Raw genomic sequence first — 20,230 nt, 5'->3', positions numbered from 1 at the left:
AAGGCCGATTGCCTCTTCTTTAAATTCTTTCGTATAAGTTCGATATTGACGTTTTGTATTCATATTCACCTCGATTGATTATCGTATTATCCACAATCAAGGTGTCCAGATCGATTAGACCAGAATAACCGTTCAATATCTAATTAATCAAAATATTGCGGTGTGCGTAGCTTCCAATGGACCAACCGCGAAGATGCAACAATCTCTTGAACTGACCGGAATGTTTGATCTTTTTGAAAATAATATCTTCAGTGCATTTGATATTAATTGCTGGAAACCCGAACCCGATTTACTGCTGTATGCGGCCATGCAGATGGGCTTTAAACTCGAAGAGTGCTTATTTGTGGATGATACCGAAAACGGAGTAAAAGCGGGTATCAATGCAGGGATCCAGACTATTCATTTTACACCATTAGAAGCTAAAGTGATTCAGCACCCATTAGTGAGTCATATTGCGAATTTATCTGAACTGCAAAAATTACCGCTATTTCATCATTAGCTAATATTATAAATACTCAAACTAATCAGGAGATCTATCATAATAGATTTGTGAGGATTGAACAAAGGGTCGAGTGTGATGTTATATCGCCATATTTCACTACCTATAAACGACCGTTTTGATCGTTAATTATGTTTTATCATCTTTAATATTTAAAGCTTCACCATAATCACCAGCAACCTTTTTCGCAGGTTTATGTTCATCGGTTAGCTCCGTTGAGATTGCGGATTCAGTTGTTGTCGCCTTAGTCTCATCAATATCAGTTTTTACTTTTACTACTGGCGTTGTAATTGGAAGATCACCACGCTGTAATTTGGCTTTCTTCAAGGTTCGATGTAGTAATTGGGTGTAAATAGGTTGTCCACCGAGTAACTGCGCCATGATGGTCGCGCCCAAAGTGGTAATGATCAGTGGCAAGATCAAATGATAGTTATTAGTCATTTCAATAACCAGTAAAATACCGGTGATAGGGGCTCGAACTGTTGCTGCAAACAATGCCCCCATACCTGCAATCGCAAACATTCCAGGTTCAATGGGTAAGCTTGGGTCAATATAAAGGGCAAATTGACCAAAGAAGGTACCAAATAATGTTCCTAGTGCCAGCATCGGAGCAAAAATACCACCTGGAGCACCAGACCCAAAACAAATTAACGTTGTGGCAATACGCGCAAGAAATAGGATCATTAAGAAACTAATACTGTAGTCACCATTAGTTGCACCAGGAATAAGCTCAACCCCACCACCGGTTAATTCAGGTAAGTAAATCAGTAATAAACCAAATACACCACCAATAACAGTACCAGTGATCAAGTAGCGTTTACGTTCATTTCTATGGATCAGCGCGAACATATCTTGCGCCCAAGTAACCAAGCGGTTGAAGGTGACACCAAAAATACCAAACATCAGACCAAGAACTAAGAAAAGCCATAAAGTGTGTAATTCTGGAGGGTTGTATTGCGGCATGGTGATCACCGCATCTTGACCCTTTATGCTGCGAAATACTAAGGTCGACATTACAGAGGAAATAATAACGGCTTTAATTGACAATAAGTTGTATCGAAAGTGAGGACGCATTTCTTCAACCACAAACATGATACCCGCGAGAGGAGCATTGAATGCGGCAGTTAAGCCACCAGCGGCACCACAAGCTAATAAAGAGTGTTGTCCATCAGGGTCTTTTAAGCGAAAAATATCAGAAACCATACGTCCAATATTTCCGCCCATTTGTACTGTAGGACCTTCACGGCCTAATACCATCCCCGATCCAAGTGCACCTAGACCACCAAAGAATTTTACTGGTATAACACGCCACCAGCGAACGGGGCGAATATCATCCATCGCGCCTTCTATTTCAGGAATACCAGAACCGGAGGCTTCAGGAGCAAAACGGTTTACAAGGTAGTAACCGACAAAAGCGAGTGCAGCACTAACAAGGATGGCGGTTAACCACAAAGGCACAGCGGAACCAACTTCTTGCTTTAACCATTCAGTACGAGTCTCTGATACCCAAGTGACGGCTATTTCAAAAAAGGTGCCGACAAAACCAGCTAAAATACCAACGATGGCAGATAATAACAAAATCGAAACGGGGGTTTTATCCCGAGTTAAAATTACTCCGACAAATTTTTTCGATTTGTATTGAGTAAAAGATTTTTTAAACGCTTTTGTTTTAGCCATTAGGGTTTGAGATTCCTATGATGATGAGGAAGTGATAAAAATGAGATCTAGATTATAAAATATTATGAAATAATTACATCTAATTGTTACGAAAAGTAAGTTTACTCATAAAGTAGTAAAATAGCACAGATTTTATCAGAAAATATTATTTTGGATCAGCTTGTAATTTGAAAGTTATGAACCATACTTTTTATAGGTAGAAGACATACTTTACAGGGAGGGAATAGCTTCTGCAGGCGAAAGCCAAATCGACACAGTAATACGTTAACTGACATAGCGCGAAACACTTCAATGTTGTTAGATATTTAGATTTATCGTGACAAAGTAAAAAGAGATACCGCAACAAATACACAGTAAACGCTACACAGAAAGACGTGACAAAGGCTACATAGTAAAAGGCTACATAGTAAAAAGTGACAAAGTAATATGTACACCGCTACAAAATAGATACAAAGCAACAAAGCAACATAACAACAAAGATAAGCGCTAGAAACACATATGTTAAAGACACAAAACGTTTCAAGATACATGCTTTAAAGTAAAAAACACGTGTTAGTAACAAAGAGTACAATGTGGAAAGTGTAACGTAACAAACTGAGAAATCCTCGACCTATGGTCAACAGGATATATTACCTGATTGACTCGCATACTCACGATTGAGTCTCGAGGGGAAAGCGCACTGCAATTGGTGCGCTTTTTACTGTCTAGCATTCGATACAGAGTCATTAATTGTTGTTGAAATATAGATGTTAGGGTGTAACCCGACCAATGGATTAACGGGATGAATTGTGGAGGTTATAACCGAGCCCTCCATCAACTAATACTGCAAATTCAAACAATAAAAGTATATACTGCCGGCTCTCACAAGGAGCATCTATGTCACAGCGAGTCGCTACAAATATCATTACCGGTTTTTTAGGTGCGGGTAAAACCACCACCATCTTACATTTATTAAAGAATAAGCCTAAAGACGAAAATTGGGCGGTTTTAGTTAATGAATTTGGTGAAATTGGTATTGATGGTGCCTTGATGACCGAGCAAGGCGCGATGATCAAAGAGATCCCTGGTGGGTGTATGTGCTGTACCGCTGGTGTCCCAATGTCTGTGGGTATTAATGCGCTATTACGAACCAAGCCCGACCGTTTATTGATTGAACCAACGGGACTCGGTCATCCCAAAGAAGTGACTTCCAAATTACTCTCTGAGCAATTCGCTCCTTATGTTGATCTAAAAGCGACCATTGCTTTAGTTGATCCTCGTCATATCTCAGATGAAAAATATACGGCTAATCAAAATTTTAATGACCAACTTGACTCCGCTCAAATTATCATCGCCAATAAAGCGGATCAATCATCTGAACAAGATATCGATAATTTAATCCTTTGGTTTGAACAGTTTAAACTCAAGCATCCATTAGGCGCTGAACGATTACAGCTAGTGACAACGTCACAAGGTTCAATTGATTTAGTTTTACTTAAACAGGTAAGAGTCGCAGAAGCGTTAACGGCATCAGAACATTCAAGTCATAGCCATGGTCATTTAGATCCACAATTTGGCTTACAACCAGGACAAGAATACGTTCGTAAAGAAAATAAAGGACAAGGTTATTTTAGTTGTGGTTGGTTATTTGGTGCAGAGTTTATTTTCAATTTTGATCAACTATTTTCTATGTTGTCATCGCTCACTGCCGAGCGAGTCAAAGCGGTAATGAATACCGATCAGGGCTGCTATGCGTTTAATATGTCGAATGGTGTTGTATCAGTCAATCAAATGACACTGGAAGGTTATGAATCTCGAATTGAAGTGATCGATAGCGAGTTAATGCCATGGCAACAACTGGAAGATGTTTTATTATCTTTAATTATCAATAAATAGACCAATGAAAAAAACACTTTCAAATAGCGAATTACTTATCGGTTCGTTGCAAACTGAATATAAAACCTTGCAAGCAATGACTGGCATTTATTGTCGTGCCCATCATGCTACTAACTTGGGCGATAAAAATCATCAGGTGTTATGCCAAGAGTGCCAAAGTTTGTTAGATTACGCAGAAATGCGCTTAGATCGTTGCCCTTATGGTGAAACCAAACCAACCTGCAATAAATGCCCAATCCACTGTTATAAACCAGAACCAAAAGCTCAAATGCGTGAGGTGATGATTTATGCGGGTCCTCGCATGTTAATGCCACATCCGATCTTGGCGATCCGTCATTTAATTAAAGAGCGTAAAAAAGCGGCAGGGAAACCCGCCGCGAATCAATCAAACCGTGCTAAAAGAAAAGCAAACTGCGAGCGCTCAGGAAATAACTAGCGTTTATTACGCAGATAACGTTTACGGCGCTCTTCTTTTTTCTTAATTTGTGCTTCTTTTTTACGTTCAGCTTCAATTTCTACATCAATCAATTCTTGAGTGATCATTTCTGGTCGCTCAAGAGTGATTTTTCCTAATGTACCGCTGCGTAATTCATGCAATAAAATTTCAGACGATTTGTGTAAATCAATTCGGCCACCAGCGCGCAATGCACCACGTTTACGCCCAATCTCTTCCATCAACTCAATTTCTGTTTGTGGTAATTCTTCAATATTGTAGCGCTCTTTCAATAAGTCTGGGTATTCCTTGGCAAGGTATTCCACTGTATAAAAAGCCACTTCATCATATTCCATTGCCGTATCTTTAACCGCGCCAGTTGCGGCTAAACGAAAACCACTGTGCGGATTCTCAACTTTAGGCCATAAAATCCCAGGGGTATCCGACAATACTATGCCGTTTTGTAGATTAATACGCTGTTGGCGACGCGTTACCGCTGGCTGGTTACCCGTTTGTGCAATCATGCGACCGGCCAACGTATTGATAATCGTTGATTTTCCTACGTTCGGTATACCCATGATCATGGTGCGAATATCTTTACCAATATCACTACGATGTGGCGCTAACTTTCGACATAACTCCATGATTTTAAACACTTCTTGTGGATTTTCAGTGGTGATCGCCATGGCTTTAACGCCTTGCTCTTTTTCAAAGTGATCGATCCATAACTGGGTTAGCTCCGGATCGGATAAATCACGTTTGTTGAGCACTTTAATACAAGGTTTATCACCGCGCAGATGTGAAATTAACGGATTCTCACTAGAGAACGGAATACGCGCATCCAGCACTTCAATAATTACGTCGATTTTAGGGATAACTTCTTCTATTTCTTTACGAGCTTTGTGCATATGGCCCGGAAACCACTGGATACTGTTGTTAACCATTTGAATTTATTTACCTTTGTTTTTTGTAATGTGCATTGGGGGTATTTTTGGGGGACTTTTCGATTTTTTTATGACAGTTTGTCCGGCCACTTCGTTAAAAGCGTTAATAACCCTGAAATGAGATGCACATATATTAACATTGTTTATGTTGGAGAGGGAGATAAGCTTGCTGAAAGCCTAACACTTTGGGTTGGAGTACATCCTAGCTGTTCTTGCCCATACTGATAAAAATCAAATTAGAGCTGCTTACAATCGAACAGATTACTTAGATCGTCGACGAGTTCTGATGAGTTGGTGGAGTGAGGACATATCGAAAAGTCTAGCTACGGAAGTTACAGTGTAGCTGATGGTGTGAGATTGAAGCAAGTCATGTGAATTTTATTTATATTAAATAAAATTTCCTTAGTGTGTGTAAGTGAGATTTTCACTTACACATAGCTAAATTAAAAATGGGACGATGATAATTTACAGCCTCACCACTCTTACATGGTATTTTCAACTTTTATACTTATCATTGATATCTAATTTTTTATTTTATTTCTTCTGGTGGTATGTCTTTTAATCTTTCAAATTCCGCATCAATTAACATCTCTAAGATTTCATTTTTGTTGAAAATACGCTTGTTCCAAGGCTCTGAATTCCCACTGTTGGCACGTTCTTCCCATTGTGATTTTATAGTGTTTATTTTATTTCCAATATTTTCATGCATTATGTAGTTGTAGTTTTTTTTGTTTTTTTCATTTAGCTTGTTTCTGTGTTTTTGCTGCTGCCATGCTTTTTTTAATTTTGTTAGTGATTCTGATTTTTCATCATTTGATATGGATGAAACATCAAATAGTAGAATGATGACATCTTTATAATGTTTTGCTGGAAATGACGAGGGGAATAAGTGACTTATATCTTTATATTTTAAAATGGTATCTTTGATGTATTCTAACGCCCAAGTTTCATCTGTTTTATCTAACCATGAAAATGAGTCAATTTTATATGCGCTTAAATATAGTTGATGTATACATTCTAAAAATGCCACTTTCTTGTGTTTATCAATGTTTAATATACTCATAAAGGCTAATGTTTCTTCCCAGCAAGACTGAGGGGTTGGGCTTTGATTGAGTTCCATGTGTGTATTATATTCGTAACCAAAAATAATCTCAGGAATTCGTGAGATTATAATATTATCTGGTAAATATATTGGCGGATTATGGATAGCGGAGTCTCCCTGTAATGTGGGTACTAGAGAGACTGATGTGTTGTAGATTTTAGATGTTATTTGAATTTTAATGCAGTTATACCAAATGAAAAAACACATTCTGGTATTGGCTATATCGAACCAAGGAATGTCTGATTCTGTGATTATTTTGCTATTGATGAATGAGTTTAAATTTTGTGAAATTTCTGATTCAAGATACTTACGTTTAGATATGAATTTTTTATAATCCGCTTTTAATTCTTCAGTTGATTTTGCCCCAAACAGTGGTAGATAGGGGTAATTTCTCATGTCTTTTGAGTAGGAAAGCATTAACTTTAAGTGAGCTTGTAACTTTGATTGAAATGCGGATTTACTGGTTTTATACATAGAACGTACTCTATATTTTTGAATTTAAAGTAGATAAAAAGTAAAAATATAGCTAATTTAAAGGCTTGTCAAAGTTATTATGAAGCTGTTTTTAAGTTACTTTAAAGTGATTGTATTTTTGTTGATAACTATCTATATAGCTTTATAGCGTTAGTTTGGCCACTTTGTCAGAGTGCTTTTCTATTAATTATTTTCTTAAATTGTGAGGTATAAAATACCTGATACGAGTATGACCTATGTCGGTTATGTTAATACTAATCTTTAACCCTATAGCTGAATCACAAATCACCTACCAACTAACCATTCAAGTAATCATCCAATCTAGAACAACTCATCACCTCCTATGAATTAATCACGTAGGAGCCTCAAAATGAAAACCATTCCTTTAAACCAATACCCACAACTTTCCGATCACAATGGTTGGAGTATTCTTGATAAGTACCCGAGTAATCCAAAATATCTTGATGTCATACAGGCTGTCATGAAAAAGGCATTGAATAATCATTCAAGGACGCTGGTGGTGAGGGTAGATCTACACACCCCTATTTCAGCATCTATCGATAGCCGAGTGATCAGTCGGTTCTTTGACTCACTGAAAGCCAAAATAAAAGCTCGTGAAAGAAAAAATAAACGTAAAGGGATACGAGTCCATAAGTCAGAAATGGAATATGTTTGGTGCCGGGAGTTTGGTGTAAATAATAACGTTCATTATCACCTTGGTATATTTCTTAATGGTGATGCTTTTAATGGTCTGGGTAATTATAGAACAGTGGAAGATAATTTGGCTGGAATGATTTATTGCGCCTGGGCGAGTGCAATGAAGTGTGACATTGAAGATGTATTCACATTAGTTCATTTTCCAAAGAGTGAACCTTTCTATTTGTTAAAAATATGGCAGGAATCTTTTATTTATAAGTTTAATTGCGTTTTTAATCGCCTTAGTTACTTAGCAAAATTTGAATCAAAAATTTATGGTTCAGGTAAGCGTAATTTTGGTAGTAGTCAAAAATAAGCAACATTTAAAAACAACTTTACCACTTCTCATGAAAATAACCATTCGAGGAATAAATCATGAGATTAATTAGATTAAAAGAAGTAATCAATTTAACCGCATTAAGCCGTTCAAGTATTTATAAGAAAATGAATAGCGATGAATTTCCAAAATCCGTCAGCTTAGGTGATAGAGCCGTAGCATGGATTGAGAGTGATGTTATCGAATGGATTGAAAATATGATTGAGCAAAGTCGCACCTAATCAATATCCATTGCAGTTATGAAGTTCATGACGAATAGCACGATAGTATTAAATTTAAAATTAAGGAATAAAAAATGAACAATCGATATTATGACATGTTAGACACGACTAAATACGCCATCTTTGTGGATGGTGCAGCACCGAATAATCAAGGTGGTTGCATCAAGGGCGGGATAGGGATAGCCATTTATGATGAGATGAATACGCTTGTGCATACGGAAAGCATTACGGTCGATAGGCTAACGAACAATGCTGAACTTGAACTCATGGCGCTAGTAGAGGGGTTAGAGCTGGCAAGCGATGGCGATACGATTTATTCAGACAGTGATTTTTGTGTGAAAGGATTCAATGAATGGATTAACGGGTGGAAAGCGCGTGGCTGGCGAAAATCAAATAAAAAACCGGTCGCTTATCGACACTTATGGCTAATGATTGATGAACTACGCTCACGTAAGTTTGTTCATGTGGTGAAAGTGAGGGCGCATGCGAGGATAGAGGGCAATGCTAAGGCGGATGAATTAGCAGTGCGTGCAGCAATGTAATAGCTTCATTGAATGTATGTGAATTGCGTAATGGCGCTATTGCCCATTTTCATTGTTCAGCCTAACGGTTGCCCTTTGTGATTTTTATCACACTATCGATTCATTTTACCTGTTTTGCAAATAGTGCCATCGAGCTCCTTATCATGATGACAAATTTACACGATAAAGAGAGAGCAGTATGTCACTTACTATTATTACCATTCCAGATAAGAACTACGATAAAGACCTTAACCCTGTATTAGAAAATGCGTCTAACGATGATTTAAGCGTGTTGGTCGATTACTTGAAAAAGAAACTATCGGAAGATTTAACCTCTAGCGAAGTGTACAAGCGTTATTCCCCGTACCATCAAAAATACTATGGCGTGATTGCCAAAGAAATCCGAGATATGGGTGGTAACTCGTTTGCCAATGCCTGGCGTAAACAAGGCCCTACTTATCAAGAAATCGTTTATGACGTTGCGAAGAAACTGAAAGCGGATGTCAGTAAGAGCGATCCCGTTGTTGTCATGGAAAATGCCATTATGGAGAAGGTATTAAAGCAAGCGATAGGTAAGATGTCGGAAGAAGAGCAATTATCGCTCGTGAAAGAGTTAGGCTATGAAAGTCTATCGAAAGGTGGCACTGCGACCATGATAGCTATTCAAGCATTTAGGATGGGAGGATTTAAGTCGTACCAATTAACCTTGATAGTGGCAAACCAAATTGCTCGCTTAATTTTAGGTCGAGGTTTGATGCTGACCACCAATGCCGCTATTGCTCGTTGGGCTTCAATATTAACCGGTCCAATTGGTTGGGTTATTGGCGGGGCGTGGACGGCTGTCGATGTGGCTGGTCCTGCATATAGCGTCACTATTCCTTGTGTTATTCATATTGCGATGCTTAGAAAAAAACAAAGTATGAAAACTTGTTCTAATTGCCAAATCGAGCTTGGCGATGCCACGGTAAAGTTCTGTCCTGAATGTGGAGAGAAACAGTAACCGATAAAAGCTTGATTGAATTAGAGGTCATTATAAGGAGTTTTCACATGAGTATTTTTAAAAAGAATAAAACTAAGGTCACGAAAGTTAAGAGAAAAATTGTTTACGATGAGATATCTAGCAGCTTACTGGATAACATGATCCAAAATCGACAATCGTTTGAAGTCGTGGCGGTTGGCGGCAATATGATGAAAGTAGTGCAAATGCTAGAACATGCAATTGAGCGTAAAGGGCTACGTTGTCGAGTCTATACTGTCGGTCGGGTAGCCGCTTGTGGATTAAGTGTTTGGGGTGGGGTTACCGGCGCTGTTGGTGTGGTATCCATGGGAGCTATTGCAATGCATAACCTGAGTACGTTTAATCCAGATTATGAGATAGGCAGAGATCTTGTAGATAATCAATTGGTTGTGGATTTTAAAAAAGGATAATCCAGCGATTATAGATAGTCAGATATTTTTACTGACTATCGATTGACAACTCAATTTATATCTTTGAATCATGCCCAGCACGTCGGTCGTTAAAGAATATAAAATGGGGAAGTAGTCAATGAGTAAAAAATCATGGAACCCATATACCTGTGTCATTGTTTGCGGAGTCAAAAAAGGGGAGCTCACTGACGATGGTTCTGGGTGTCAGTATTTTAATACCTTATTTGATGCACAAGAGACATTCCCTGATCTTAATTTAACCTGTAGCTCAGCAAGATTTACGAGTGCAATGGGCAATCCTAAAAAAGACGTAATACGTTTTGAAAGTTGGCTAGCGGTTAAAAAGTACAGTGGTTGAGGTTTTTAGATGTACTGAGTTGCCTTAATTTAAACAAGAACTAGCGCAATTATCTTCCTTCGAGTCTGTGACTGCCTGGTGATATCTGGTTAAGTATTAACTTAGTTTTGCCCATTGTTTGTTATCACTAAAGCTAATTTACTTCTTTTGAATGAAAGTTTCCCTTACCTGTAGTTATCCGAGGGAGTGTCGCAGTATGCTTTTTAAAAATTATGATTCATTTTGCAATCTAATATCCATTACCTCTCATTAATCTATTGATTATCAATTGAAAAGTAATTATAAAGACTGGATAGTAGGAGTATGCAAAGCGGCTAAAAGCCGCATAGAAAGCGTTAGGCATATTGTAAGGAGAAGGTGGTGAGATTTAATCCATTTAGCGATAGGCTTCGAGCTTTAGAATCAAATATTTTGAAATATCGTTCATATGAAGTTCTTTTAGTAGTCTTCTATGTCGAGGAAATTAAAAATTTCGCTATGAGGACTATTCAGTCTAATGACCAACGTAAGTTGGGAGAGCCAAGAATAACCCCTAAAACAAAGAAGAAATATCAGAAGCTATGGGATATTCTTGTTTCCGAAGGTGTGCTAGAGCAAAGTGATAGGATATTGATAGAAGACCTGATTGAGTTCAGAAATAACTCAGCTCATTCACTCGCAGATTTATTTTCTGATCTAAACACTGATGATGTGTCAAAATTTGTTTCACAAAAGTTCTCATATAATCATGGTGCTGCAGTAAAAGCTGAAAAAGTATATGAACGATTAGTCGAAAATATGAATGGTAATTATATCCTCACAATTAGTACTGATAGTTATATTTTTAGGAATGCTGAAAGTTTATACAAAAAAGAAATGAAAAAATTGGCAGATAAAATAAACAAGTTGTATGAGGAAAGAAAATTAGAAATCGAGCGTTTAAATGCTGAGCAAGATAGGTTTTCCTCAGAACATATACACCTATTGAAGCCTATACATCCTGACAACAGAAAGCGTAACAATCAAATCACTCCAATAGGGAAAGCGACAATAAAAAAATTATTTGATTTAGGTTATAGCAACTTGTTTATATCTTATTCGATGAAAATAAGTTTGAGAACTGTCAATGCTTATCAAAAGAAACTATATGCCTAACAAAACGTTTAAGAGTGATTCCCAACGCTCGGCGGCTTCAGTTCAAAGTTTAGCTTAAGTGTTTATGGTACAATGACTTAAGTTTTGTGGTAGCGTTGCTCATACCTTAACGTGGCGTTATGTTTTAAGAGGTAAATGATCGATGGACGCAGTGTTTGATGTGCTAAAAGTAGTGACTCCACTATTAGCAATTTTAGCCTTATTTTCGGTTCATAGGCTAAATCGTAGACAAAATACAATAGAACAAGAAATAAACAGGAAGCATGATCGGCATGAAAAATACATCGATAGAAATCACTCTGAAATGTTAGCTGCTATCAATCATGCGAACTCTAAAGAAGCACATACGTCAAACCATATTTATACACGCAAAGCTGTCCATTTAGAGAAGGCTGGTGAATTGATTGGAGAGTTGAAGTTTTGGGCTGAAAAATGTGTAGTTTCCAGAACGCGAACAAACTTTGGTGCTAAACAAGATATTGCTAAAAAGATGTCTATGGCTTTTGAAGACCTATCAAAATTAATTATGCAGTATCCTTTTGCATTTTGGGAGATTAAAGGGCTCCACGAGCTACTTGGAAATTTAATGACTACAGTCAATCATATTGAAAACTTAGTCAATTCCGATGAATTTAATAGCAAATCTCATTCTTGGACTAAAGCGGTGGAAGAGTTTCAGCAGCAATTAAGTCCTCTAACTCATGCAATCCAAAGCCAAGTTATCAACATGATGCAAAAAACCTAACAATCAATTCAAGAGGAATTCACAACGCTTGGCATTTTTGCTTCTACTTCAAATTTAGTGGCTATGGCATAATGCTTTAGGCTTGGATGGAGGCGTTGTTCACCCTTAATTGGGCTAGGTAAATTGAGGAAATATGAGCGTATTAATTAAAAGAATTGATAAGAATGCAATGATGCTTTCTAGTATTGTGAATACCTACTTTTTAGCAGACCAGAATCAAAAGCTACTTTCTCATCTTATTGGTGACTCAGAGCACCTGAAACTGTGGGATGGTTCTTATGCTGCCAGTGGCGCAAATACTTTGCGTTTCTCATTGTATATGCACGTCCTGTCTGAGATGCGTGCAATTATGTTTGATACTCAGCCTAAAGTGACTAGCGTACATAATGTTATAAAAGCGTTAGAAGACACTAATTTTAAAAGCCAACTTAAAAAATGGTTTTCAGACACCAAGGATTTAAATATCGTCTCATTGAATGGTTCTGTTTCAGATGAATCTGTCGAGTATTTGCGTGTGGAAGAAGCAAATCGAAAAATGAGTGCCTTTGATAATTTGGCTGAAGTAGCGATTGAAAAATACCGAACTCTAGTTACTTCTGAGCTTGGAATTCGAGTAAATAATGCTCGTAACAAAATGATCTCGCATAAACAGTTTCAATCAACTGAATCCGCTGGTCGAAGAGCTTTTGAAGCTACAGATTTTGGCTTGGTCTATTCTGATGCTGCTGACATTGTTGAACAATCACATGACATTATATTTTCGTTGTATTCTTTGTTTACTAAAGCTCACTTTGATAGTCAGAGCTCTTTGAAGCATCATGAGTTTGTAGCAAATGAGTTTTGGTCGAAGTGATTTCCCATACAAACGTTTAAGGCTTCAAGATACTTTTTCTAATCCGATAGAAACCTTCCGGTTACTAGTCCTGACACGTTTTTGTCCAAAAACATCACAACCTGAATTTTTACGCGTGGCATTTTTTAGCTCAAAAATGCCCCGAAATCACTTAGAGTTAATACTCATTCACATAATGTTAATATGAATTGGCACTACAAAAAGTTATGTGAATCTCACACACCTAAAAGCTATGCAACTCATAGCGATTTAACTTCTCTATTTTATTGATAAGTTTTGATTTGTAATTGAGTCAGTAGGTAAATGACGGCATTATATCAGCGTAAAATTCGGCTGTTGGCCGTCTAATTAGCGTTATGCAGCAGGAGGATATTTTAAATATGGCGCAACTTATCGCCTTGATTTTATTACCACTGGTCATGGCTTTCGGCCTGATTTTTGTTTTTTTATCGAAGGGAAGCAATTTTGTAGAGCGCACCCGATTTGTTTTGACTCTTCATCCTGAGCTAGGGCTAATTAAACAAGGGTTACTTTGGTTGGTAATTCTAGCTCCGATTCTATATTTTCTTGGAACAGGTTTTTTAGCATGGCAAGACTATGACGTGCTTTTGAATGCTGAAGGCTTTAATACGTTCTTACACATTTCAGTATTGCCCTTGGCTTTACTTTCATTAGCTATTCCTTTATCCGTTCTTATTAGCCGATTACACTCAACTGAGCAATCTGCCAAGCAGATTGAAATTGTGTCGCATAAAAACAATCTAGATACTTATCGCTCACACCGGCAGGAATTGTTCTCGTACTTTGAGCAAATCGGTAAGACAGAATATCTTTCATGTATTGAAGTGAACTTTAAGGTCCATCCACGTCTGCATACAAATTTCTTCTTAGGCTCTCCAACGCAAGGGCTACCATCCCCAAATGTAGGCGTATTCAAGGATATTGAGTCTGAATTATCTACCGCTCAGATGAGGATTGATAAAACCTTGAGAGACGTAAACAAGCCAATGACGCTGTCTTCTTACCTTTATGCTTGTAGTGCAATATTTAGTCTGTCTGAGAAGCTGGGTATCCCAGAAATTTACATCGAATTAGCTGAAAAAGGCGTACTCGTACCAGCAAAAATTGAAAAACAACCTGAATTAGAATCAATATTAACTGTCGGCACAACTACGGATGAATTAGTGGCGGCATATCGCATTGCAAGATCTTTTTATCTAAATCTGTGTGATTTTGCTTGTATCACGCCTAGTATCAATACTCCTGAGAAAAGAAAGTATATCGATACTGGTGGTCGTTACGCCAAAGTGATTGACTATTTGTCCGTCGAGCGTTTACATGAAACTGAGATAAAAAAAGCCTTAGAAAAGTCGGGAAAAGCTACATAACAAACGACGAGCAATATTTGCCTTATTCGTCGTGCCTAGAGTTCTAACTTTGTCCTCAACTTTCTAACTCACTAGACCACTAGACCACTAGAGACTGAACTTCAATCACAACCACGCACGAATACGTTGTTTAAGTGTTTCTAAGCTATTGAATATTCGATAACTAAATGGAAGTTCTTCAGTGATAACGAGCCTTGAATAGGAAGAAATGTGTGTTTGCACGGTTTGCACCTGAAAAATCGGATTCATACTGTATTATATGCTTATTTTTCAGTTGGTTAAGCAATGAATTTTGGGGGCTGAAAGTGTGAGCTCGTGCCTAACGATATTAAAATGTTATAAGAAAAGGCAAACAATGGGCGAAATTAAAAAAATTCACTGTAACAGCTGTAATCGAACAACGAATCACACAGCTAAGAGTTCTCATACAAAAATCGTATATTTTGATGAAGATGATGGTTGCGTTGATGAAAGTTCACCTTTAGAGGAATCTGAATATACGTTTTGGGTTTGTATGGGTTGTGATTCTGCTTGCTTAGAAGATAAATATACATGCGCTGGTATGAATGATGGGGTTGAGCAAGTGTATGTGTCTACCTTTTATCCAGAACATACTTTTAGCCATCGCAACCCTAAAAACTTTTGTTACATCAAAGATGAACTGCAGGATTTATATCGAGATATTGTTACTTCGTTTAAGTACGGTCTAGCAATCCCTACTGCAACAGCCATACGAACACTGCTCGAAGCGATATGCATAGACCAAGGTATCACTGATAGTGTAGCGTGGAAGTTTCATATAAAAATAGAAAAATTAAACGATATCGTAGGGATGCCAAAAAGTATTACCGAAGGGCTGTTAACTCTAAAATTCATGGGTGATAGTGCTGCACATAAATTGATTTCGCCCCAAAGAAAGGACTTGTCTTTAGCAATAGACTTGCTAGAAGCATTAATGCTTCATTTGTATGAAGCAAAATTTGATCTTGAAAGTAAATCAACTCAAATGCATAAGTCCTATAAGTGATTTTTCTTATAACAGATAAGGATTAAGCGTTGCGCAGCCAACGTTAAATCCCGAGTGTTGAACAAGCCCGAAGCATCTTTATTAAGTAAATTATTCGATGATGATCGAGGGGCATTGCGCCTTGAACTGGTCTATTCACGCATGGCACCGAGTTAGTGGTTTTCCATGCCTGTAGTTATTCATGAATTGCTAATTTAGCAAGGTTACTGACACAGAAATGCCCCAAAGTTTCTTAGAGTATTAATTCTCCTGTTTTTACCCACTTTAGTTAGCCAAGTTCAGCTAATCATTGTTTCATGTTTACTTGGTGGATACTTATTACTGTCTCTGTGCAGACATTTCGTGTCCTCACCTCTCCTGAGTTATACGCTTTGGTCTAAATAGGCAAGTATTCGCAATATCATTCAATCTATGTAAGTGGTGATTACAATCTGTTCTAACAATTATAATTCCTTATTAATGAATGACTGTTTTTATAATTTGCGGGCATTTGTGTTTAATAGTCCACAATATCAGTCACAAATCGGTCAATAACGGGCTTGATGGCGATTTCGTCACAGTTTTGCCATTTTTTCGTTGGTAAATTAATAATCAAGCAAGCGGGAGACCATTATGAGAAGCCTACAAATTGTTGAGCTAATAAATGATCAAAGAAGTGCAACCGTCGAAGAAATAGCAGAAGCCTTTAATGTTTCTGTGGAAACCATTCGTCGAGATTTAAAAAAGCTTGATGAATCGGGCGCCCTTAAAAGAGTTCATGGTGGGGCTATTAGTGTTCAAGAAATTGATGAAGGTCTTTCTTTTCATGCGCGTTCTAAGGACTATATAGAAGAAAAGGAATTACTGGTAAGCAAAGCGTTAGATTATATTAAAGAAGACATGGTAATAGGTTTAGACGCAAGTTCATCGAGTTGGTGTCTCGCTCGAGAGATTCCAAATATCAGTTGCACTATTATTACCAATTCTCTTCAGAATGTTATTGCCCTTGAAGGTAAAAGTAATATTAATATAATTTGTACTGGTGGCAGTTATTCCGAGAAGTACAGTAGTTTCTATGGTCCACTAGCAGTGGAGACACTGGCTAATATGTCTTTGGACGTCTGCTTCTTTTCCTGCGTTGGGTTTGATTATGACTCAGGAGTTTGGGATTCAAATGAATATAACTATCAAATAAAAAGAAGTTTTATCGATATATCTGATCAAGTTATTCTAATTGCCGATAAATCTAAATACAAAAAAAGAAGTCTTCTTAAAATATGTGATAACGAATCGGTAGATGTAGTAATAACTGATTTGTAATAACGTGAAACAAAACAAAATTTAAAATAAAATAAATAATTTAATTAATAATAAGGATATCTTATGAGTGATACTCTCAATATAAGTTCGTCTGAAACACAGAGGAATAATAAAGTAGAGGTAATACCAAAGGAAATTAAATTTGCTTTTTGGCTACTATGTTGTTGTTTTGCCATGTGGGGTTTGGCAAATAATATGACTGATGTACTTATTGCACAGTTTCGAAAAGTATTTACTTTAACCGATATGCAATCCGGTTTGGTACAAACGGCTTTCTATGGCGCTTATTTTTGTTTGGCTCTTCCCGCTGCGCTTTTCATACAGCGATACAGTTATAAAGCCGGAGTGCTTTTGGGCCTTGGATTGTTTGCAACCGGCGCACTGCTATTTTATCCCGCCGCGCAAGCAATGGAATATTTACCTTTCTTGCTGGCATTATTTGTTCTAGCTGGCGGTCTCTCCATTCTAGAAACAAGTGCCAACCCATACATATTAGCGATGGGTCCTGAAGAAACCGCAACTCGACGTCTAAATATTGCTCAAGCTTGTAACCCTATTGGTTCGATCACTGGGGTGTTAATTGGCAAATTTTACATCTTATCGCAACTAAACCCTGCAACGGATAGTGAACGTGCGGCCATGGCTGCTGACGAACTAGCGAAAATTCAATCTGACGAACTGTACGCAGTAATGATGCCCTATATGGGCGTAGCAGTTGTTATTGCTTTAATTTGGCTATTGATTCTTAAAACTAAGATGCCGGCCGCAAAGGACACAAGTACTACCGGTGAGTCTACATTTGGTCAGGCGTACCGCCGTATTGTCAAGCGAAGCCACTTCACCAAAGGCGTGTTAGCTCAGTTTTTCTATGTCGGTGCGCAAATTGGTTGTTGGTCATGGACTATTCGTTACGTGATGCAAGAAGTCGGCGGTACAGAAGCAGAAGCATCAACATACCTACTGACATCTATTGTGATTTTCTCTGTCATGCGCTGGGTTTGTGTCGCGCTAATGAAACACATTGAACCACAAAAACTACTTGCTGCTTTGGCTGCGATCGCTGCGATTTTAGTTGCTGTAATCATAGTAGTTGGTGGGTTAGCAGGAGCTTATGCACTAGTCGGTGTGTCTGCATGTATGTCTCTGATGTTCCCAACTATTTTTGGACTATCACTGAGAGATTTAGGGTCTGATTCAAAGTTTGGTGGAAGCTTCCTAATCATGGCAATCCTGGGTGGTGCACTGCTAACAGCCATCATGGGGCAAATCTCAGATGCAGCAGGCATTGGCGCCGCATTTGTTATCCCATTCATTGGCTTCGTTTACCTAGTGTACTACGGCGCAAAAGGTTACCAAGTTAAGTAAAGAATTATCCACAGGGGCAGCATTAACCTGCCCCCTGAATTAAAGAAATAATAAGGAGCATCAATGATGTCACAGTTAGTTAAAATCGGTATTCGTCCTACCATCGACGGTCGTCAAATGGGTGTACGCGAATCTCTTGAAGATCAAACTATGGGAATGGCTCAGCGCGCAGCTCATTTTATTCAAGAGAATATTCGCCATGCTAGCGGAGAGAAAGTGGAGTGTGTCCTTGCCGACTCTTGTATTGGTGGTGTAGCAGAATCTGCTGCGACGGCTGACAAATTTAAACGTGAAAATGTGGGCCTTGTACTGACAGTAACACCGTGTTGGTGTTATGGCACAGAAACCATTGATATGGACCCGCATACACCAAAAGCCATCTGGGGCTTCAATGGTACTGAGCGTCCAGGTGCAGTATACCTAGCCGCTGCGATGGCAGGCCACTCACAAGTGGGTTTACCGGCATTCTCAATTTACGGCAAAGAAGTGCAAGACGCAGGAGACGAGTCAATCCCAAGTGACGTACAGGACAAGATTCTTCGCTTCTGCCGTGCAGGTTTAGCCGTCGCGTCAATGCGCGGTAAATCTTATCTCTCGATGGGCTCTGTATCTATGGGCATCGCGGGCTCTGTGGTTAACCCTGAGTTCTTCCAGAAGTATCTGGACATGCGTAATGAATATGTCGATATGACAGAAATCAAACGCCGTTTGGATCGAGAAGTCTATGACAAGAAAGAGTTTGAACTGGCGCGAGCTTGGGTACGAGACTGGTGTAAAGAAGGTAAAGATTATAACGGCACCCCTTTCACCGAAGAGCGTAAAGCAGAGGATTGGGATACCGTCATTAAGATGACCATGATCATGCGCGATTTGATGCAAGGCAACCCAAAACTTGCAGATCTAGGCTTTGGTGAAGAATCGCTAGGACACAATGCTATTCTGGCTGGCTTCCAAGGTCAGCGTCATTGGACCGATCATTTGCCCAATGGCGATTTTTCAGAGGCCATCTTGAACTCCTCATTTGATTGGAACGGCATTCGTGAACCAATCTGTGTGGCAACAGAAAACGACGCGTTGAACGGCGTAAATATGATGTTTGGTAAGCTACTGACGGGTGAGGCTCAGGTTTTCCATGATGTTCGTACCTACTGGTCTGAAGATGCGGTAGAGCGTGTGACAGGGACCCGCCCAGATTCCGGTTTCTTGCACCTAGTTAACTCTGGCTCAGCAGCGCTCGATGGGGCAGGTAAAGCGAAAACAGCTGATGGTAAGCCGGCGATGAAACCGCACTGGGAACTGACACAGGCTGACGTTGAAGCGTCTCTAAATGCAACGAAATGGTGCCCAGCCATTGAAGAATACTTCCGTGGGGGCGGCTTCTCGTCTCAGTTCCTAACTGAAGGTGGCATGCCATTTACCATGCATAGAATCAACATTATCGCGGGTATTGGCCCAGTGCTGCAAATTGCTGAGGGGCACTCTATCGAACTGCCAGAAGATGTTCATAACACCCTAAATGAGCGCACTAACGCGACTTGGCCAACGACCTGGTTCGTCCCTCGCTTGACTGGCCAAGGAGCATTTAAATCGGTTTATGAAGTTATGGCAAACTGGGGCGCTAACCACTGTGTTATCACTTCAGGCCACGTTGGCGGCGATTTAATCTCTCTCGCTGCAATGCTGCGTATTCCGGTATCGATGCATAACGTGGATAGCCCAGACATCTTTCGTCCGCATACTTGGTCTGCATTTGGTCAGGATGTTGAGGGACAGGACTATCGCGCTTGTCAGAACTTCGGCCCTATCTATAAGTAATTCAATAGGTAACTAATTTTGCCTGCCCCAACTTGGGGT

20 protein-coding genes and 1 pseudogene are annotated in these 20,230 nt (G+C 38.9%); 18 read left to right on the top strand and 3 right to left on the bottom strand.

The annotated features are described in order from the left end of the window. Positions 1-124: 124 nt before the first annotated feature. Positions 125-499: an HAD-IA family hydrolase gene (locus HC723_RS10905; RefSeq protein ID WP_190339090.1), complete on the top strand. Its 375-nt coding sequence runs from the start codon at positions 125-127 to the stop codon at positions 497-499. A 129-nt stretch (positions 500-628) separates the two neighbouring features. On the opposite strand, the gene clcA is transcribed toward HC723_RS10905, so the two are convergent. Next, on the bottom strand, positions 629-2,176 hold the full coding sequence (gene clcA / locus HC723_RS10900; RefSeq protein ID WP_190339086.1) for a H(+)/Cl(-) exchange transporter ClcA: 1,548 nt from the start codon (positions 2,174-2,176) through the stop codon (positions 629-631). An 876-nt stretch (positions 2,177-3,052) separates the two neighbouring features. On the opposite strand from clcA, the gene HC723_RS10895 reads away from it, so the two are divergent. Together HC723_RS10895 and HC723_RS10890 are read left to right on the top strand one after the other, a co-directional pair. Beyond that, positions 3,053-4,051 (top strand): CobW family GTP-binding protein, encoded by a 999-nt coding sequence (locus tag HC723_RS10895; RefSeq protein WP_190339085.1) that lies wholly within the window; start codon positions 3,053-3,055, stop codon positions 4,049-4,051. 4 nt (positions 4,052-4,055) lie between these two features. After that, the gene (locus HC723_RS10890; RefSeq protein WP_190339084.1) at positions 4,056-4,487 is read left to right on the top strand and encodes a nitrous oxide-stimulated promoter family protein; all 432 of its coding nucleotides are present in this window, start codon (positions 4,056-4,058) and stop codon (positions 4,485-4,487) included. Here the strand turns inward: HC723_RS10890 and ylqF are convergent. Beyond that, positions 4,484-5,428, bottom strand: coding sequence for a ribosome biogenesis GTPase YlqF (gene ylqF, locus HC723_RS10885; RefSeq protein ID WP_190339083.1), 945 nt, complete (start codon positions 5,426-5,428; stop codon positions 4,484-4,486). The genes HC723_RS10890 and ylqF overlap by 4 nt on opposite strands. 199 nt (positions 5,429-5,627) lie before the next feature. Here ylqF and HC723_RS10880 point away from each other — a divergent pair. Next, positions 5,628-5,803 (top strand): annotated as a pseudogene (locus HC723_RS10880) (integrase); the annotation flags it as partial. A 154-nt stretch (positions 5,804-5,957) separates the two neighbouring features. Here the strand turns inward: HC723_RS10880 and HC723_RS10875 are convergent. Beyond that, positions 5,958-7,004, bottom strand: a complete 1,047-nt coding sequence (locus HC723_RS10875) for a hypothetical protein (protein WP_190339082.1) — start codon at positions 7,002-7,004, stop codon at positions 5,958-5,960. A 370-nt stretch (positions 7,005-7,374) separates the two neighbouring features. Here HC723_RS10875 and HC723_RS10870 point away from each other — a divergent pair, with 370 nt between their 5' ends. From HC723_RS10870 to HC723_RS10805, 14 genes are all read left to right on the top strand, one after another. Then, positions 7,375-8,016 (top strand): inovirus Gp2 family protein, encoded by a 642-nt coding sequence (locus HC723_RS10870; RefSeq protein ID WP_190339081.1) that lies wholly within the window; start codon positions 7,375-7,377, stop codon positions 8,014-8,016. Between the two features lie 59 nt (positions 8,017-8,075). After that, entirely contained in the window at positions 8,076-8,258 is a 183-nt protein-coding gene (locus tag HC723_RS10865; protein WP_190339080.1) for a helix-turn-helix transcriptional regulator, read from the top strand. 74 nt (positions 8,259-8,332) lie between these two features. After that, positions 8,333-8,800: an RNase H family protein gene (locus tag HC723_RS10860; RefSeq protein ID WP_238925459.1), complete on the top strand. Its 468-nt coding sequence runs from the start codon at positions 8,333-8,335 to the stop codon at positions 8,798-8,800. Between the two features lie 178 nt (positions 8,801-8,978). Then, positions 8,979-9,779 carry a ubiquinol-cytochrome C chaperone family protein gene (locus HC723_RS10855; protein ID WP_190339079.1) on the top strand — a complete coding sequence of 267 codons (801 nt, stop codon included), beginning with the start codon at positions 8,979-8,981 and terminating at the stop codon, positions 9,777-9,779. Positions 9,780-9,826: 47 nt separating this feature from the next. Continuing rightward, positions 9,827-10,207 (top strand): hypothetical protein, encoded by a 381-nt coding sequence (locus HC723_RS10850; RefSeq protein WP_190339078.1) that lies wholly within the window; start codon positions 9,827-9,829, stop codon positions 10,205-10,207. Positions 10,208-10,325: 118 nt separating this feature from the next. After that, a complete protein-coding gene (locus HC723_RS10845; protein WP_190339077.1) occupies positions 10,326-10,565 on the top strand; it encodes a hypothetical protein in 240 nt (79 codons plus the stop codon). A 360-nt stretch (positions 10,566-10,925) separates the two neighbouring features. Continuing rightward, positions 10,926-11,699: a hypothetical protein gene (locus HC723_RS10840; protein ID WP_190339076.1), complete on the top strand. Its 774-nt coding sequence runs from the start codon at positions 10,926-10,928 to the stop codon at positions 11,697-11,699. A 142-nt stretch (positions 11,700-11,841) separates the two neighbouring features. Beyond that, on the top strand, positions 11,842-12,444 hold the full coding sequence (locus tag HC723_RS10835; RefSeq protein WP_190339075.1) for a hypothetical protein: 603 nt from the start codon (positions 11,842-11,844) through the stop codon (positions 12,442-12,444). Positions 12,445-12,577: 133 nt separating this feature from the next. Next, positions 12,578-13,297 (top strand): AbiU2 domain-containing protein, encoded by a 720-nt coding sequence (locus HC723_RS10830; protein WP_190339074.1) that lies wholly within the window; start codon positions 12,578-12,580, stop codon positions 13,295-13,297. Between the two features lie 380 nt (positions 13,298-13,677). Then, positions 13,678-14,685, top strand: coding sequence for a hypothetical protein (locus HC723_RS10825; protein WP_190339073.1), 1,008 nt, complete (start codon positions 13,678-13,680; stop codon positions 14,683-14,685). Positions 14,686-15,040: 355 nt separating this feature from the next. Further along, positions 15,041-15,712: a DUF4145 domain-containing protein gene (locus tag HC723_RS10820; protein WP_190339072.1), complete on the top strand. Its 672-nt coding sequence runs from the start codon at positions 15,041-15,043 to the stop codon at positions 15,710-15,712. Between the two features lie 612 nt (positions 15,713-16,324). Then, positions 16,325-17,011: a DeoR/GlpR family DNA-binding transcription regulator gene (locus tag HC723_RS10815; protein ID WP_190339071.1), complete on the top strand. Its 687-nt coding sequence runs from the start codon at positions 16,325-16,327 to the stop codon at positions 17,009-17,011. A 195-nt stretch (positions 17,012-17,206) separates the two neighbouring features. Further along, complete coding sequence (fucP, locus tag HC723_RS10810; protein WP_238925458.1) at positions 17,207-18,376, top strand: L-fucose:H+ symporter permease; 1,170 nt, start codon at positions 17,207-17,209, stop codon at positions 18,374-18,376. 66 nt (positions 18,377-18,442) lie between these two features. After that, positions 18,443-20,191: an L-fucose isomerase gene (locus HC723_RS10805; RefSeq protein WP_190339088.1), complete on the top strand. Its 1,749-nt coding sequence runs from the start codon at positions 18,443-18,445 to the stop codon at positions 20,189-20,191. Positions 20,192-20,230 lie beyond the last annotated feature (39 nt).

The sequence above is a fragment of the Vibrio sp. S11_S32 genome, from assembly GCF_014694465.1.
Classification (GTDB): Bacteria; Pseudomonadota; Gammaproteobacteria; order Enterobacterales; family Vibrionaceae; genus Vibrio; species Vibrio algicola.
Note: the sequence above shows the minus strand (reverse complement) of the source record. Positions and strands in the feature narration are given on the sequence as shown.